This window comes from Micromonospora sp. NPDC093244, assembly GCF_040683695.1.
Taxonomy (GTDB): Bacteria; Actinomycetota; Actinomycetes; order Mycobacteriales; family Micromonosporaceae; genus Micromonospora.
This window is the reverse complement of record NZ_JBFBEO010000006.1, coordinates 187,640-202,331: the sequence shown is the minus strand read 5'-3', so window position 1 is coordinate 202,331 and position 14,692 is coordinate 187,640. Positions and strand designations below refer to the sequence as shown.

General features: G+C 69.7%; 14 protein-coding genes and 1 pseudogene. 5 read left to right on the top strand and 10 right to left on the bottom strand.

What is annotated here, in order from left to right; translation table 11 throughout:
- Positions 1-83 precede the first annotated feature (83 nt).
- Both AB0N27_RS25635 and AB0N27_RS25630 read right to left on the bottom strand, forming a co-directional pair.
- Positions 84-914, bottom strand: a complete 831-nt coding sequence (locus tag AB0N27_RS25635) for an alpha/beta hydrolase (RefSeq protein WP_364374774.1) — start codon at positions 912-914, stop codon at positions 84-86.
- Entirely contained in the window at positions 911-1,873 is a 963-nt protein-coding gene (locus AB0N27_RS25630; RefSeq protein WP_364375020.1) for a TIGR03557 family F420-dependent LLM class oxidoreductase, read from the bottom strand. Before AB0N27_RS25630 ends, AB0N27_RS25635 begins: the two co-directional genes overlap by 4 nt.
- A gap of 350 nt (positions 1,874-2,223) precedes the next feature.
- Between AB0N27_RS25630 and AB0N27_RS25625 the strand changes: the two genes are divergently transcribed.
- Positions 2,224-3,582 carry a cellulase family glycosylhydrolase gene (locus AB0N27_RS25625; protein ID WP_364374771.1) on the top strand — a complete coding sequence of 453 codons (1,359 nt, stop codon included), beginning with the start codon at positions 2,224-2,226 and terminating at the stop codon, positions 3,580-3,582.
- Positions 3,583-3,637: 55 nt separating this feature from the next.
- On the opposite strand, the gene AB0N27_RS25620 is transcribed toward AB0N27_RS25625, so the two are convergent.
- The 6 genes and pseudogenes from AB0N27_RS25620 to AB0N27_RS25595 all read right to left on the bottom strand — a co-directional run bounded on the left by AB0N27_RS25620 (position 3,638) and on the right by AB0N27_RS25595 (position 9,387).
- Positions 3,638-3,958: a multidrug efflux SMR transporter gene (locus AB0N27_RS25620; RefSeq protein ID WP_364374768.1), complete on the bottom strand. Its 321-nt coding sequence runs from the start codon at positions 3,956-3,958 to the stop codon at positions 3,638-3,640.
- Between the two features lie 113 nt (positions 3,959-4,071).
- Positions 4,072-4,302, bottom strand: a complete 231-nt coding sequence (locus AB0N27_RS25615; protein WP_364375017.1) for a GH36 C-terminal domain-containing protein — start codon at positions 4,300-4,302, stop codon at positions 4,072-4,074.
- 168 nt (positions 4,303-4,470) lie between these two features.
- Positions 4,471-6,206, bottom strand: a pseudogene (locus AB0N27_RS25610) (alpha-galactosidase); the annotation flags it as partial.
- Positions 6,203-7,084 (bottom strand): carbohydrate ABC transporter permease, encoded by an 882-nt coding sequence (locus AB0N27_RS25605; RefSeq protein ID WP_364374765.1) that lies wholly within the window; start codon positions 7,082-7,084, stop codon positions 6,203-6,205. The pseudogene AB0N27_RS25610 and the gene AB0N27_RS25605, both read right to left, overlap by 4 nt.
- Positions 7,081-8,037, bottom strand: a complete 957-nt coding sequence (locus tag AB0N27_RS25600) for a sugar ABC transporter permease (RefSeq protein WP_364374762.1) — start codon at positions 8,035-8,037, stop codon at positions 7,081-7,083. Before AB0N27_RS25600 ends, AB0N27_RS25605 begins: the two co-directional genes overlap by 4 nt.
- A 21-nt stretch (positions 8,038-8,058) precedes the next feature.
- Positions 8,059-9,387: an ABC transporter substrate-binding protein gene (locus tag AB0N27_RS25595; RefSeq protein ID WP_364374759.1), complete on the bottom strand. Its 1,329-nt coding sequence runs from the start codon at positions 9,385-9,387 to the stop codon at positions 8,059-8,061.
- Positions 9,388-9,670: 283 nt separating this feature from the next.
- Here AB0N27_RS25595 and AB0N27_RS25590 point away from each other — a divergent pair, with 283 nt between their 5' ends.
- Together AB0N27_RS25590 and AB0N27_RS25585 are read left to right on the top strand one after the other, a co-directional pair.
- Entirely contained in the window at positions 9,671-11,662 is a 1,992-nt protein-coding gene (locus AB0N27_RS25590) for a beta-galactosidase (protein ID WP_364374756.1), read from the top strand.
- Positions 11,663-11,699: 37 nt separating this feature from the next.
- Complete coding sequence (locus AB0N27_RS25585; protein WP_364374753.1) at positions 11,700-12,473, top strand: DeoR/GlpR family DNA-binding transcription regulator; 774 nt, start codon at positions 11,700-11,702, stop codon at positions 12,471-12,473.
- Between the two features lie 104 nt (positions 12,474-12,577).
- Here the strand turns inward: AB0N27_RS25585 and AB0N27_RS25580 are convergent, their stop codons facing one another.
- Both AB0N27_RS25580 and AB0N27_RS25575 read right to left on the bottom strand, forming a co-directional pair.
- A complete protein-coding gene (locus tag AB0N27_RS25580) occupies positions 12,578-12,814 on the bottom strand; it encodes a hypothetical protein (protein WP_364375014.1) in 237 nt (78 codons plus the stop codon).
- 86 nt (positions 12,815-12,900) lie between these two features.
- A complete protein-coding gene (locus AB0N27_RS25575) occupies positions 12,901-13,173 on the bottom strand; it encodes a DivIVA domain-containing protein (protein ID WP_364374750.1) in 273 nt (90 codons plus the stop codon).
- A gap of 330 nt (positions 13,174-13,503) precedes the next feature.
- On the opposite strand from AB0N27_RS25575, the gene AB0N27_RS25570 reads away from it, so the two are divergent.
- Complete coding sequence (locus AB0N27_RS25570; RefSeq protein ID WP_364374747.1) at positions 13,504-14,376, top strand: helix-turn-helix transcriptional regulator; 873 nt, start codon at positions 13,504-13,506, stop codon at positions 14,374-14,376.
- The gene (locus tag AB0N27_RS25565; RefSeq protein ID WP_364374744.1) at positions 14,373-14,594 is read left to right on the top strand and encodes a DUF397 domain-containing protein; all 222 of its coding nucleotides are present in this window, start codon (positions 14,373-14,375) and stop codon (positions 14,592-14,594) included. Before AB0N27_RS25570 ends, AB0N27_RS25565 begins: the two co-directional genes overlap by 4 nt.
- The last annotated feature ends 98 nt before the right edge of the window (positions 14,595-14,692 follow it).

Here is a 14,692-nt window from a genome sequence, read left to right as displayed (position 1 = left end):
CGACGATCGAGAAGAGGATCATCAGGAGGCAGCCGAGTCCGCCGCCGAGCGGGCGGATCTCCGTGTTTCCGAAGCGCATGGGTTCACCTTTTCGTCAGGGTGGAGCTGAGGAGGTGGCGGACCGCGTCGGCGACCGCCGTCGGGGCAGTGGTTGCCACGTTGTGCGCGGCACCGGGGACGACAACGAGGTCGCCGTCGACCAGCCGGGCCGCCTCGTCCCGCCAGCCGGCCGGTGCGACCGGGTCACGACGTCCGGCGACGACGAGGGTCGGCGCGGTGACCCGGACCAGATCAGCCTCGATGGCGTTGCGGGCCGAGTGCGACAGGGTGGCGAAGACCCGCCAGGGCCTGGCGTTCCACACGTCCCGCACCAGGATCGGCGCCTGCAACGGCGCCTCCCGCGCGGTGTCCACCAGCCACCTGCCGAACAGCCCTCGACGGGACCGGGCAGCCGGGTCGCTGGTCGGCCCGGCCAGGACCAGCGCACGTACCGCGTCCGGGTGGGTGGCGGCGAGCGAGGCGGCCACCTCCGCACCGAACGAGTGCCCGAGCAGGCACACCGGCGGCAGCCGGTACGCGGCAAGCCAGGTGGCCAGGTGCTCGGCGTGCCGGCGCACGTCGTACGCGCCCCGGGGGCGCTCGGACAGCCCGAAGCCGGGCAGGTCCGGCACGTACACCTGATGGGTGGCGGCGAGCGCGACGGCAAGCGGGGTCAGGTAGCGGTGGGAGACCGCGAGCCCGTGCACCAGGACCACAGGCGGCGCCTCGGTGCCCGGGTCCTCGCTTCGCCGGGTGTGGGTGCGCAGGCCGTCGACGAGCCGCCATTCGCTGACCAGACCGGCGGCCGGCCGGGGCGCGGCCATCGCGAGGCGCAGCTCGGTCCTCCCGAAACGGCCGCCGGGGGTCAACCTCACAGTTGCCGCAGCCGGGGCAGCAGTTGCTCCTGCGCCCAGTCCAGGAACATCGGCTGGGTCTCCCCGCCGACCTGGATGATCGCCACGTGGGTGAAGCCGGCGTCGACGAACTTGCGGAACGCCTCGACGTGCGCGTCGACGTCCGGGCCGCAGGGGACGCCCTGGGCGACGTCGTCCTCCCGGACGAACTGGGTGGCGGCGGCGAAGGAATCCGGCCCGGGCAGGTCGGCGTTGACCTTCCAGCCCAGCCCGAACCAGCGGAACTGGTCGTGCACGATCTTGCGGCACTCCGCCTCGTCCGGCCCGTAGCAGATGGCCACCTGCCCGTAGCGGGGCTGGCCGGCGCCGCCGGCGTCGTCGTACATCTCGATGATGTGCCGGTCGGGTTCGGTGGCGATGATGCCGTTGCCGTACTCGGCGGCAAGCGTCGCGGACTGCCGACCGGACGCGGCGACGGCCATCGGCACCGGACGCTCGGGGCGGTCCCAGACGTACGCGTCGGGCACGTCGAAGTGGTTGCCGGAGAAGGTGAGCGTCTCGCCGTTGAGCAGCGGCCGGATGATCTGCAACGCCTCCTCGAACATCTCGTGCCGCTGTTGCACGTGCGGCCAACCGCCGACCACGTGCTCGTTGAGGTTCTCGCCCGCGCCCAGGCCGAGGGTGAAGCGTCCGTCCGAGAGCGCGCCGATCGTGCTTGCCTTCTGCGCGACCACTGCCGGGTGGTAGCGGCGGATCGGACAGGTGACGAAGGACATCAGCTCCGCGCGGGAGGTGGCGTGGGCGACCGCGCCGAGCACCGACCAGGCGTACGGGGAGTGGCCCTGGGAGTCCAGCCAGGGGTAGTAGTGGTCGGACATCACCAGCTGGTCGAAGCCGGCGGCCTCGGCCCGGATCGCGTGGTCGACCAACTGCTTGGGACCGGCCTGTTCGCCCATCAGGGTGTAGCCGACGCTGACCATCCTGGTTTCCCCTTCCACCGACGTATCGTTCCCGGGATACCCAGGTCGGCAGCCCTCAACCCTCCCGTCCGGTTCACGGGTGGTGGTGCGTGACGGGATTAACCGGTTAAGATTCGGTGTCGCGCGCATCCTGTGGTGGGGATGTTCGCCCCGTGACGGCCTGCGCTCGCGTGGGCCGTCGCGGCTGTGCGGGGTCGGCTGCGGCCACTGAACCGGTTGCGCCCACCGATCCATCGTCCTACGCTGATGCCTGCGCCGCCGGGAGCCGAGCGGTGGCTGCCGGGCTGCAGCCGCCTTCCCTGTCACGTCCCACCCCTGTCGGGCACCGGGGGTCCTGCCTGAGGAAGGCCATGAAGACTCGACTCTCCGCCGCCGGCGCCGCGCTGCTGGCGCTGCTCGTCGCGGTGCTGGCGTTCGGCCAGCCGGCCCGCGCCGCCGCCGGTTTCACAGTCGCCAACGGCAAGTTGTACGACGCCAACGGCACCGAATTCATCATGCGCGGCGTCAACCACGCGCACACCTGGTACCCGCAGCAGACCAGCTCGTTCGCCGACGTGAAGGCGCTCGGCGCGAACACCGTGCGGGTGGTGCTCTCCAGCGGCGACAGGTGGACCCGCAACACCAACGCGGACGTCGCGAACGTCATCTCGCTGTGCAAGGCCAACCGGTTGATCTGTGTGCTCGAGGTGCACGACACCACGGGGTACGGCGAGCAGAGCGGCGCGATCACCCTCGCCCGAGCGGTCGACTACTGGATCAGCCTGGCCGACGTCCTCGCCGGCCAGGAGAAGTACGTCATCGTCAACATCGGCAACGAGCCGTACGGCAACCAGAACTACGGTTCCTGGGCCACCGACAACGCGGCGGCGATCAAGCGGTTGCGCACCGCCGGCCTGACCCACACGATCATGGTGGACGCGCCGAACTGGGGGCAGGACTGGTCGTTCACCATGCGCGACAACGCCGCCTCCGTCTTCGCCGCCGACCCGGCCCGCAACACGGTCTTCTCCATCCACATGTACGGGGTGTTCGACACCGCGGCGGAGATCAGCGACTACCTGGGCCGGTTCCGGGCCGCCGGGCTGCCCATCGTGGTCGGTGAGTTCGGGTTCAACCACTCCGACGGCGACCCCGACGAGGACACCATCCTCGCCTACAGTCAGGCCAACGGGATCGGCTGGCTGGGCTGGTCGTGGAGCGGCAACGGCGGTGGCGTCGAATACCTCGACCTGTCCACGTCCTTCAACCCGGCCAACCTGACCACCTGGGGTCAGCGGCTCTTCAACGGCGCGAACGGCATCCGGCAGACCGCCCGGGAGGCAAGCGTCTACGCCAGCATCCCCCCGCCGACCACCCCGCCGCCGACGACGCCCCCACCGACCACCCCGCCGCCCACGACCCCGCCGAACGGTGGCTGCACCGCGACGTACACGATCACCAACTCCTGGCAGGGTGGCTTCCAGGGTGAGGTACGGGTGACCGCCGGCGCGAGGGCGATCACCGGCTGGACCGCCGGGTGGACCTTCGCCAACGGGCAGAGCGTCACCCAGTCCTGGAATGTGGCCCTGACCAGCAGCGGCACCACGGTGACCGCGCGCAACGTGGACTACAACGGACGGCTGGCCGCCGGTGCCAGCACCAGCTTCGGCTTCATCGGCGGTTGGACCGGCACGAACGCCGCGCCTGTCGTGAGCTGCACGGCGAGCTGAACGACGGGCTGGTGGCCGAGCCCCACGCCGGGCCCGGCCACCACGCCCGTTTCGGTCAGTGCTCGCCGACCAGGTTCACGATCACCACTCCCGCGATGATCAGAGCGATGCCTGTGAGCTTCACCGGCCCGACCGACTCGCCGAGGAACACCGCCCCGATCGCCACGATGGCGGCGGTTCCCAGACCCGACCAGAGCGCGTACGCCACACCCACAGGTATCTCCTTGACCGCCTGGGCCAGCAGCAGGAACGCCACGCCGTAGCCGGCGAGGCAACCCACAGTCGGCCACAGGCGACTGAACCCGGCGGTGCTCTTGATCAGGCTGGTCGCCAGCACCTCGGCGGCGATGGCGATCCCCAGCAGCACGTACGCCATGCGCCGTCAGCCCCTCGTGGTCGGTGACACGTCGCTGCCCAGGCTAGCGCCGGCACCCGGTACCGCCCGCCGTCGACAGGGGGCGGCGCGAAGCACACGCGCCTCCGGACCGCTCAGTCGACGGCGTCGACCTCCAGGACCAGGCTCTGCTCCGGGTGCAACGCGGGCATCTGCACCCCCACCCGGGCCAGCGCCGCGCCGCTGAGCGTGACGCCCGTCGCCAGCCAGATCGGCGCGGACCTGTTGATCGTCGCCGGGGCCGGGACACCGTCCGCCGGCCGTACCCGGTAACGCCGCTCGGGGTCGAGGCCGGGCAGTCGTACCGCGCCCGGGACCTGCGCCACAGAGGTGGCCAGCCGTGCCACCGCGTACACCGCCCGGGTCTTGTCACCCGCGACCACGCCGTGCGCCCAGACGGCCGGGTCCGGGTGGTCGACCCGGACCACCCGGCCGGCGTGCAGCAGCGGGCGCAGCCGCTTGTGCAGCGCCACCCAGGCGGCCAGCTCGGTCTGTTCGGCGGCGCTGATCGACGCGATGTCCCACTCGATGCCGTGGTGGCCGAACAGCGCGGTGGCCGCCCGGAAGGCCAGGTCGTGCACGCGGTGGGTGGTGTGCGAGCGTTCCGGGCCGATGTGCGTGCCGATCAGTTCCGGTGGCAGCAGCAGCCCGGTCCAGCGCTGGATGGCGAGCCGTTCCAGGGCGTCGTTGCAGTCGCTGGCCCAGACCCGGTCGGTGCGGGCCAGGATGGCCAGGTCCACCCGGGCGCCGCCGGACGAGCAGCTCTCGATCTCCACGCCGGGGTGCCGTCTGCGCAATTCGTCGAGGAGCCGGTAGACCGCAAGCGTCTGCCCGTGCACGCCGGGTCGGCCGTGGTGCCCGGCCTCGGTGAGGTCCCGGTTCTGGTCCCACTTGAGGTAGCTGATTCCGGGATGGGCGCTGAGCAGTTCGTCGAGCCGTTCCAGCAGGTGGTCGTACGCCTCGGGGCGGCCCAGGTCGAGCACCTGCTGGTTGCGCCAGGCCGGCGGCAGCCGCCCCGGTACGGCCAGCAGCCAGTCACGGTGCGCGCGGTACAGGTCCGAGTCCGGGTTGACCATCTCCGGCTCCACCCAGAGACCGAACTGCAGGCCCCGACCTGTCACGTGGTCGATGAGCGGTTGCAGGCCGTCGGGCCAGACGTCCTCGTCGACGTACCAGTCGCCGAGCCCTGCTGTGTCGTCGCGCCGGCCGCGGAACCAGCCGTCGTCGAGCACGAACCGCTCCACCCCGATCTGCGCCGCCCGGTCGGCGAGCGCCCGCAGCCGGTCCAGGTCGTGGTCGAAGTAGACGGCCTCCCAGACGTTCAGCGTGACCGGGCGCGGGGAGCGCGGGTGCCCGGCCCGGGCCCGCAGGTGGGAATGGAGTACGTCGCTGAGCCCGTCCAGCCCGGCATCGGACCAGACGGCGTAGAGCAGGGGAGTGTCGTACGACTCGCCGGGGCCGAGCCGGATCTCGCCGGGGGCCAGCAGTTCGCCGCCGCCGACTGTCGACTCGCCTGTGGGACGGCGCTCGGCGAACGTGACGTGGTCGCCGCTCCACGCGGTGTGCACCGCCCACACCTCGCCGTGGCCGAAGTCGAACCCGGCGGTGCCGGCCACCAGCAGCAGGGTGGCGTCGTGCCCGGTACGGCCGTGCCGGCCCTCGCGGACCCAGGCGCCGTGCTGCCACGGATGCCGCTGCGGGGACCGTTCCCGGCACCAGCGGCCGGTCAGGTCGAGCAGTTCGGTGGCGACCGCCGGCACCGGCAGCACGGGCGTCAGCTCCCGCAGCTCGTACGCGCCGTCGCCGTCGTTGCGCAGCCGGTGGCGGAGGGTCAGCAGGCCGCGCTGGTCAGCGTCAGCTCGATGGTCAGGGACAGTCCGGCGGCCGCGTCCGACGCGCGCACGACCACCCGCGCCGTGGCGTCGGCGGGCTGGTCCACGTCGACACCGTCCAACCGGAACGCCGTGGACCAGTCCCGCCCGTCACGGTGCCCGGCCAGAGCAGGCCTGCCGCTCCAGCCGGCGCTCGCCTCCGGCAGCAGCGACAGCACGGCGGGCTCGTCGAAGCTGCTCGGCACCACAGGCGGTGCCGTCGCGTCGGTGAGCTGGCGCAGGCCCTCGTCGTCGAGGTCGCCGACGTCGCCACCCCAGTGCACGACCCGGGGCAGCCCCGGGCCGCGCGCGTCGAGCACCAGGCTGGTCCGCGCGTGGCGCAGGTGCAGGATCGTCATCCCTTCGAGGCTCCCAAGGTCAGGCCCCGGACGAAGTGCCGCTGGAGCATAAAGAAGATCACCAGGGTGGGGATCGCGACGAGCACGCTGCCCGCCGAGACCAGGTTGTTGTCGGTGAAGAACTCGCCGCGCAGGTTGTTGAGCGAGCTGGTCACCGGGAACTTGTCGCCGGTACGCATCAGGACCGTGGCCCAGAAGAACTCGTTGTAGATCCAGGTCACCTCCAGGGTGGCCAGTGCGGCCAGGGCCGGCCGGCACAGCGGCATGGTGACCTGCCAGTACTGCCGCCAGATGCTCGCGCCGTCGACCATCGCCGCCTCGTACAGGTCGCGGGGCAGCGCCTTCATGTAGTTGCTGAGCACGAAGACGCAGAACCCGCACTGGAAGGCCACGTTGATCAGGATCAGCCCCCAGTAGCTGTCGTAGAGCAGCTCCGAGTCGCTCATGAACTCCGGCAGCGGCACCTCGGTGAACAGCCGGAACAGGGGGATGAGCAACGCCTGTTGGGGCAGCAGGTTGGCCGCGGTGAAGATGCCGAGCAGGACCAGGTTGAGTTTCCAGCTGAACCGGGCGATGACGAACGCCACGCAGGAGGCGAGGAAGAGCGTCAGCAGCACCGCGGGCACCGTGATGTACACCGAGTTGAGGAAGTGCTTGCCGAACTCCGCCGTCCGCCAGGCGGTGACGTAGTTGTCGAAGGTCCAGCCGCCGAACGAGACGTAGCCGTTGACTGCCGTGTACTCGTACGAGCGCAGCGAGGTCAGCACCGCCCAGGCGATCGGGAAGAGCCAGACCAGCGCGACGACGATGAGGAAGCCGTGCAGCAGCAGCCGCAGCGGGGTCGGCCTGCGGCGACGGACCGGGATGTCGGTGCTCATTGCCGGTTCTCCCTCATCACTGTCGCCAGGTAGATGGTGATGAAGACAAGCGAGACGACAAGCATGATCGTGGCCAGTGCCGAGCCGAACCCGATCCGGCTCGCCTCACCCACCACGTTCTGGGTGACCAGCGCGGAGATCAGCTCCAACCCGTTGCGGCCCTTGTTGACCACCCAGACCAGGTCGAACGCGCGCAGCGACTCGATCACCGTCACCACCAGCACGATGATGTTGATGGGCCGCAGCACCGGGAAGACGACCCGGAAGAACGCCCGGCTCTCCGAGGCGCCGTCGACCGCGGCGGCCTCTCGCAGCGACGGGTCGACGCCCTTGAGCCCGGCCAGGTAGAGCAGCATGATGTAGCCGACGTGCCGCCAACCGGAGGCGACCATGACCGCCCAGATGTTGACGTTCGAGTCGCCGTACCAGTCGATGTTGCTGCCGAAGACGGCGTTGATCAGCCCCTGGTCGCGGGAGTAGAGCAGCTGCCAGACGAAGCCGATGAGCGCCAGCGAGAGCACCACCGGCAGGTAGAGCGCGGTCTGGTAGAAGCGGCTGCCCCGCAACTCCTTGTCCAGCAGCACGGCCAGGAACATGCCGAACGGGGTGGCGACCACGAACAGCACCGCCAGCCAGAGCAGGTTGTGCTGGATCGCCGGCACGAACGGCGGGTAGATGTTCACCACGTCGCTGTAGTTGCGCGCGCCGACGAACTCGATCTCGTTGAGTGGGCCGATGCCGTCCCAGTTGGTGCCGGAGAGCAGCACGGTGGCCGCCGCCGGCAGCCAGACGAATCCGGTGACGAGCAGCAGCGGGACGAGCACCATCAGCGTGATGACCACGCGGTCGGTGCGGGACAGGAGCCGTAGCCGCCGGCGACGACCACCCGTGGAGGTGGTCGCGGCCGGCGGCGGCACGGCGCGATCCGCTTGGATCAGGGGCAGGTCGGACACGATGTCCTCCCCCTTCCGCCGTCAGTCGGTGAAGATCGACTTCTTCTGGTTCTCGATGGACGAGGTGAGCCCGCCGATGTCCTTGGGGTCCTTGATGAACTGCTGGATCGCCGGAATGATCACCGTGGAGGCGAAGTCCGGTCGGGTGTCCCGGTCGAGGAACTGCGCGATCTCGGTGGCCGACCCGACCAGCTCCGCGGCCTTCTTCTGCAGGGCGGTGTAGCCGCTGACGTCCGCGCCGGTGTTGGCGACCAGGGTGGCCGGGTCGTTCTTGACGGTGATGTCCGCCGCGTCCTTGCCACCGAAGTACTCAAGCAGCTTGCGGGCGTTGTCCTCGTTCTTGGGCTTGCGGGCCATCATGTAGCCGTCGATCGGCGCGTCGAGCGCCTTGGCGCCGATCGAGGGGTCGATCTCGGGGAAGGTGAAGAAGTCGAGGTCGTCCTGCTCCTCGTTGGTGAACTGCTGACCGACGAAGAGGCCGAGCAGGTACATGCCGCTCTTCTTCTGCTGCAACGACTGGGCGGCCTCCTGCCAGGTGCGTCCGAGGCTGTCCGGCTGGTGCAGGGGGAGCAGACCGGCCCAGGTGTCGAACACCTTCTTGACCTTGTCGGAGGTCCAGGCCTCCTTGCCGGCCATCAGGTCGATGTGGAACTGGTAGCCGTTGATCCGCAGGTTGAGGATGTCGAAGGTGCCCATCGCCGGCCAGCCGTCCTTGTCGGCGAAGGCGACAGGGGTCAGGCCGTCTCTCTTCATCTGCGTGCCGAGCGCGGTGAACTGGTCGAGGGTCGTGGGCACCTGGTAGCCGTACTGCTTCCAGACCGACTTGCGGTAGAAGACGGCCCACGGGTAGTACGTCGCCGGGACGAAGTACTGCTTGCCGTCGTCGCCTGTGGATGCCTTCTTGAACGCGTCGGAATAGCCGGAGAGCTTGCTCCACACGTCGCTGATGTCGCCGGCCAGGCCCTTCTGCGCGAAGAAGCGCATCCGGTAGCCGGCGAACCAGGTGAACACGTCGTCCGGCTTGCCCTGGAGGTAGTTGTTGATGTTCTCCTGGAACGTGTTGTGGTCGACCGTGTTCACCGCGACCTGGACACCGGACGAGGTCTTGAACCCGTCGGTGACCTTCACCAGGACATCCTTGGGCTTCGGGTCGGACTGGTTGGACCCGAGCGACACGTCCTTGCTGGACCCGCCGGAGCCGGAGTCGTCGCCGCAGCCGGCGAGCAGGCCGGTGCCGAGCAGCGCGCCGGTGCCGGCCGCGCCGGCCAGCAGCGACCGTCGGTTGATGCCGGCGACGGACGGCGGTACGAGCCGAGCCAGGTACTCGGCTTGGGATCGGGGACGGGACATCTGTGCCTCCTGCGGATGAAGAGGTGCTAGTCCAAGGGCCATCAGAGGTGGTGACTGCGGAACCGCCGTCGTGATGACACATCGGGATCCACCGAGAATCCACATTGGCGAACACGAACGGCCATTGGGGCCTCAAGCTACCCGTCCGCAGGGCGCTGTCAAGAGGGCTGTTCGCCTCTGATAACCCAGTCGTGACGCGGCCGTTACGTGGTAAACGTTGGAAAGGAAATCGATGTTGGAAACTGTTGACTTGCGTGGATCGCCGGGTGCACCCTCAGCTGTCATGCGGCGATGGCAGGGCGACGGCATCCATTTCGGCGGCGACTACAACCCCGAGCAGTGGCCCGAGGAAACCTGGTCCGAGGACGTCGAGCTGATGCGCCGGGCCGGGGTCAACCTGGTCTCCGTCGGCATCTTCTCGTGGGCGCTGCTGGAGCCCAGCCCGGGCCGGTTCGAGTTCGGTTGGCTGGACCGCGTCCTGGACCTGCTGCACGACGGCGGCATCCAGGTCGACCTGGCCACCGCCACCGCCAGCCCGCCACCCTGGCTGGCCCGCGCGCACCCGGAGACGTTGCCCCGCCGGGCCGACGGCGCGGTCCTCTGGCCGGGCGGCCGGCAGGCGTACTGCCCCAGCTCGCCGGTGTTCCGCGAGCGGTCACTGGAGTTGGTGCGCGCGGTCGCCGGCCGGTACGCCGAGCATCCCGCCGTGGTGATGTGGCACGTCTCCAACGAACTGGGCTGTCACAACGTGCACTGCTACTGCGACGTCAGCGCCGAGGCGTTCCGGGGCTGGCTGCGCGAGCGGTACGGCGACCTGGACCGGCTCAACGACGCCTGGGGCACCGCCTTCTGGAGCCAGCGCTACGGCGACTGGGCCGAGATCAACCCGCCACGGACCGCGCCGACCTTCGCCAACCCCACGCAGCAGTTGGACTTCCTGCGGTTCTCCTCCGACGAGCAGCGCGCCCAGCTCCGCGCCGAACGCGCGCTGCTCAAGACCCTGGTCCAGCAGCCGATCACCACCAACTTCATGATCGGCATGAACGTCAAGCACATGGACTACCACTCCTGGGCGCCCGACGTGGACCTCGTCTCGAACGACCACTACCTGACCGCCGCCGACCCGCTGGCGCACCTCGGGCTGGCGCTCGCCGCCGATCACACCCGGGGCGTCGCCGGGGGTGACCCGTGGCTGCTGATGGAGCACTCCACGAGTGCCGTCAACTGGCAGCCGCGCAACGTGGCCAAGCTGCCCGGGCAGCTGCGCCGCAACAGCCTCGCGCACGTCGCCCGCGGCGCGGACGGGGTGCTGTTCTTCCAGTGGCGTGCCTCCCGGGCCGGCGCGGAGAAGTTCCACTCGGCACTGGTGCCGCACGCCGGCCCGGACACCAAGGTGTTCCGCGAGGTGTGCCAGCTCGGCGCGGACCTGAGGGCGCTCGCCGAGGTACGCGGCAGCCGGGTGGACGCCGACGTGGCGATCCTGTTCGACTGGGAGGCGTGGTGGGCTGTCGAGTTGGACTCGCACCCCAGCGTCGACGTCACCTACACCGACCGGCTCAACGCCCTGTACGGCGCGCTGTGGCGGGCCGGCGTGACCGCCGACATCGTGCACCCGTCCGCCGATCTCAGCCGCTACCGGCTGGTCCTCGCACCCACCCTCTACCTGGTGCGCGACGCGGACGTCGAGGCACTGCACAGGTACGTCGAGGCCGGCGGCACGGTGGCGGTCACCTACTTCAGCGGCGTCGTCGACGAGAACGACCACATCCGGCTGGGCGGCTACCCGGGCGCGTTCCGCGACCTGCTCGGCGTACGCACCGAGGAGTTCTTCCCGCTGCGCGCGGGCGAACAGGTGCGCCTCGACGACGGCAGCACCGCCGACGTGTGGACCGAATGGGTGCACCCCGACGGCGCGGAGGTGCTGTCGTCGTACACCGACGGGCCCTTGCCGGGCGTGCCGGCGCTGACCCGGCACCGGGTCGGCGACGGCGCCGCGTGGTACGTCGCCACCCGGCTGGACGAGCCGGCCACCGACCGGCTGGTCGCCCGGCTCCTCGACGAGGCCGGCGTCCGCCCGGCGGTGCCGGCGCCGACCGGCGTGGAGGTGGTACGACGACGCGACGGTGAGCGGACCTGGCTGTTCGTCCTCAACCACACGGGGGCGCAGGTCCGGCTCCCGGTGGCCGGCGTCGAGCTGTTGACCGGTGAGCGGTGTGCCGGTGAGCTGGCGGTGCCCGCCGGGGAGGTGGCGGTCGTCCGTGAGGATCGGGCCTGATCGTCAGGACGGCCCCGGCGCGAAGGAGGTTCCCCACATGCTCGCCCAGCAGCGGCAGACCGCCATCCTCGATCTGATCCGCCAGCGCGGCGGCGTGCGGGTGAGTCAGCTGGTCAGCCGGTTCGGCGTGTCCGACATGACGATCCGGCGCGACCTGGAGGTGCTCGCCGAGCGCGGCCTGGTCGACAAGGTGCACGGCGGCGCCACGCTCGCCGGCCCCGGATCGGCCGAGGAGCCCGGCTTCGCCGCGAAGTCGATCCGCCAGCAGGAGGAGAAGCGGGCCATCGCCGAACGGGCGGCGACGATGGTGGAGCCGGGAATGGCCATCGCGCTGTCCGCCGGCACCACCACCGCCGCGCTGGCCACGCTGCTCTCCGACGTACGCGGGCTGACCGTGGTGACCAACTCGATCCCGGTGGCCGACGCGCTCTACCAGAACCCTCGCGCCGACCAGACAGTCGTGCTGACCGGTGGGATCCGCACCCCGTCGGACGCGCTGACCGGGCCGGTTGCCGAGGCGGCCATCAGCGCCCTCAACGTCGACCTGCTGTTCCTGGGTGTGCACGGCCTCAGCCCGCGTACCGGCTTCACCACCCCCAACCTGCTGGAGGCCGGCGTCAACAGGTGCCTCATCGGCGCCGCCCGCCGGCTCGTGGTGCTCGCCGACCACACCAAGTGGGAGACGATCGGCATCGCCACCATCGCCCCCCTGGAGGCCGCCGACGTACTGATCACCGACCGTGGGCTTCCGACCGAGGCGCGGACCGTGATCGGCGAGCAGGTAGGCGAACTGGTGGTCGTGGAGCCCTGACGCCACTCAGCCCGGCCGCCCGGCTCGCCGCCGCTTGGTGAGGTACGGCAACGCGAACCAGCAGCTTCCCGGTAGTTGCGCGGATCTTGACCGGCCGCGCGGGCTCAGAGGTCATCGGCGGGCCGGCAGGATGCGGGGTGGTCGGCCGGCAGCCCGCACCGCAGGCGATCGGGCATGATCCGGTCGCAGAACACCCAATGTCGTACGTGCTGCGCGTCCTCGGCCGAGACTGTGGTGCCGGCAACGTCGACCTGCGGCGTCGAGGCCAACGCACGAGCCAGTGTCCGCGCCAGCTCCAATGCCCCGGCCAGGTCGGCGACCGCCACCGGCAGGTGGATCACATGCCGAGGTCTCTCCGTGTACGCCTCGACGGCGAACCTCGGCAGCGGCGTGAAGAGCCCGCTGTACTGGTGCTCCCATCCTGGGCTCACGGCTGACGCCGCTCGGGCCAGGCGCTGTGCCAGTCGCGTAGCGCCCGCTTCACCCGGGCGTTCTCCTCGCTGAGCCGGGCCACGTCGTGATGCAGCGTCGCCAGGTCGAGCGCGACGCGGTGCAGGAACTGCCGTACCTCCCGGGGGTCCAACCCGCGTCGGCCGAAACCGACCACGGTGAACTGCCGGTCGCGGACCTGGCTCGGGTGCAGCCGGGCCAACCGAGCGCCGCCGTGGAACGTGCCGTCGTAGAGCGTGCCTCGGGTCATTCATCACCTCACGCGTCGTCGACCGATGGGCGGGTCAGGGTCGCAAGGCGCCCTTTGCCGTGGTACTTATTCGTCAAGTCGGTTCGGAGCCGGGATTCGCACATCCCGACGCTCCAGTTGAGACCCGACGAGAGCCGGTATGCGACTGCCACTCGCGAGGCCGTCTCTCGTCACCTTCTCGGCTGTTGGCACAGCCGCGGTCGTCGTGTTTGCACCGGGCGTCCCCGGGGGCCGGCGATCACCCTCACCCGAAGGCCACGTTTCCAGTGGCCTCGGTCTTGGTGCAACGACACCAACGGAATCCTTCAGTGGATGCCTGGAGAGGTGAGCATGGCCGCGAACAGAGAGCCGTTCGTTCGAACCCTGCGTGCCCAATGGCTGGGCCAGCAGATGCGTGAGCTGCGCGAGAAGCGTGGGCTCACCCTCAAGTACGTCGCGCAGTATCTTGAGCGTGACTTCTCGTCCCTGGCCCGATACGAGAGGGCGGAATGGCCCTTCCGCCGAGATCTGGTAGTGGCGTTGCTGGACCTTTACGGCGTCTACGACGAGCGAGAACGAGATCGGCTGATCCAGCTGGCGCAAGACGCCTGGCGCGTCGACCGCTGGGACAACGGCTTCGACAAGACGATCTACGACAACTCGTTCATCGACTTCCCATGGTTGGAATCGAGAGCCGATGAGGTTTGTACCTACGCGGCGCATCTGATACCCGGCCTGCTTCAGACACGCGACTACGCCGAGGCGGTCATCAGAAATGCCGAGCCCGACTCCGCAAGCGAGGTCGAGATTCGGAAGTGGGTCCAACTACGCATGGATCGTCAGCGGTTGCTGGATGCTCCTTCCCCCATGAGACTCGCCGTGATCATTGAGGAGATCGTCCTGCGGCGGCCTGTCATGAGCAGAAGCGTCATGGCTGCTCAACTGACTCACCTGGCGCGCGCTATCGCGAGGCCGACCGTCGAGATCCGTGTCCTTCCGCTGACCCTCGGGCTGCACGCTGGCCTGGATGGCACCTTCTGGCTCTTCAGGATGCCGGCCCCCTACTCAGACGTCGCCCACGCCGAAACCCTCGGTGGGCGTCTCTTCCTGGAATCGGGCAATGCCTCGCGCTACGTCCGCGCGTACGATCGCCTCCGGGAGGCCGCACTCAGTGCGACTGAGTCGGCGAAGCTGATCACAGCACTCGCGGAGGAGCTGTCATGAGCGAGTCCACGCCTGATGTCGCCTGGCACATCAGCACGAGGAGCCCCGACAACGGCGGCAACTGCGTCGAGGCGGGGCCTGTGCTCGACGGTTCTCGTCGGGTGGCGGTGCGCGACAGCAAGGACCGTGCGGCGGCGATCCTCGTCTACGGCGACAGCGACTGGACCGCGTTCGTCAACGGGGTCAAGGACGGCAGGTTCACCCGTACCGACCCATGATCCACACGACATCGCCGACGTCGGGGTGTCCCGGTTGGGTTGATGGCCCCACTTCGGGGATGTCGAGTCGATCAGAAGTCGGTGGCGGCATGCGCTGA

Excerpts from the sequence above, each read along its gene's own strand:
- AB0N27_RS25605 (WP_364374765.1), bottom strand. The coding sequence starts at position 7,084 with ATGAGCACCGACATCCCGGTCCGTCGCCGCAGGCCGACCCCGCTGCGG.
- AB0N27_RS25585 (WP_364374753.1), top strand. The coding sequence starts at position 11,700 with ATGCTCGCCCAGCAGCGGCAGACCGCCATCCTCGATCTGATCCGCCAG.
- AB0N27_RS25575 (WP_364374750.1), bottom strand. The coding sequence starts at position 13,173 with ATGACCCGAGGCACGCTCTACGACGGCACGTTCCACGGCGGCGCTCGG.
- AB0N27_RS25620 (WP_364374768.1), bottom strand. The coding sequence starts at position 3,958 with ATGGCGTACGTGCTGCTGGGGATCGCCATCGCCGCCGAGGTGCTGGCG.
- AB0N27_RS25625 (WP_364374771.1), top strand. The coding sequence starts at position 2,224 with ATGAAGACTCGACTCTCCGCCGCCGGCGCCGCGCTGCTGGCGCTGCTC.
- AB0N27_RS25630 (WP_364375020.1), bottom strand. The coding sequence starts at position 1,873 with ATGGTCAGCGTCGGCTACACCCTGATGGGCGAACAGGCCGGTCCCAAG.
- AB0N27_RS25590 (WP_364374756.1), top strand. The coding sequence starts at position 9,671 with ATGCGGCGATGGCAGGGCGACGGCATCCATTTCGGCGGCGACTACAAC.
- AB0N27_RS25595 (WP_364374759.1), bottom strand. The coding sequence starts at position 9,387 with ATGTCCCGTCCCCGATCCCAAGCCGAGTACCTGGCTCGGCTCGTACCG.
- AB0N27_RS25570 (WP_364374747.1), top strand. The coding sequence starts at position 13,504 with ATGGCCGCGAACAGAGAGCCGTTCGTTCGAACCCTGCGTGCCCAATGG.
- AB0N27_RS25565 (WP_364374744.1), top strand. The coding sequence starts at position 14,373 with ATGAGCGAGTCCACGCCTGATGTCGCCTGGCACATCAGCACGAGGAGC.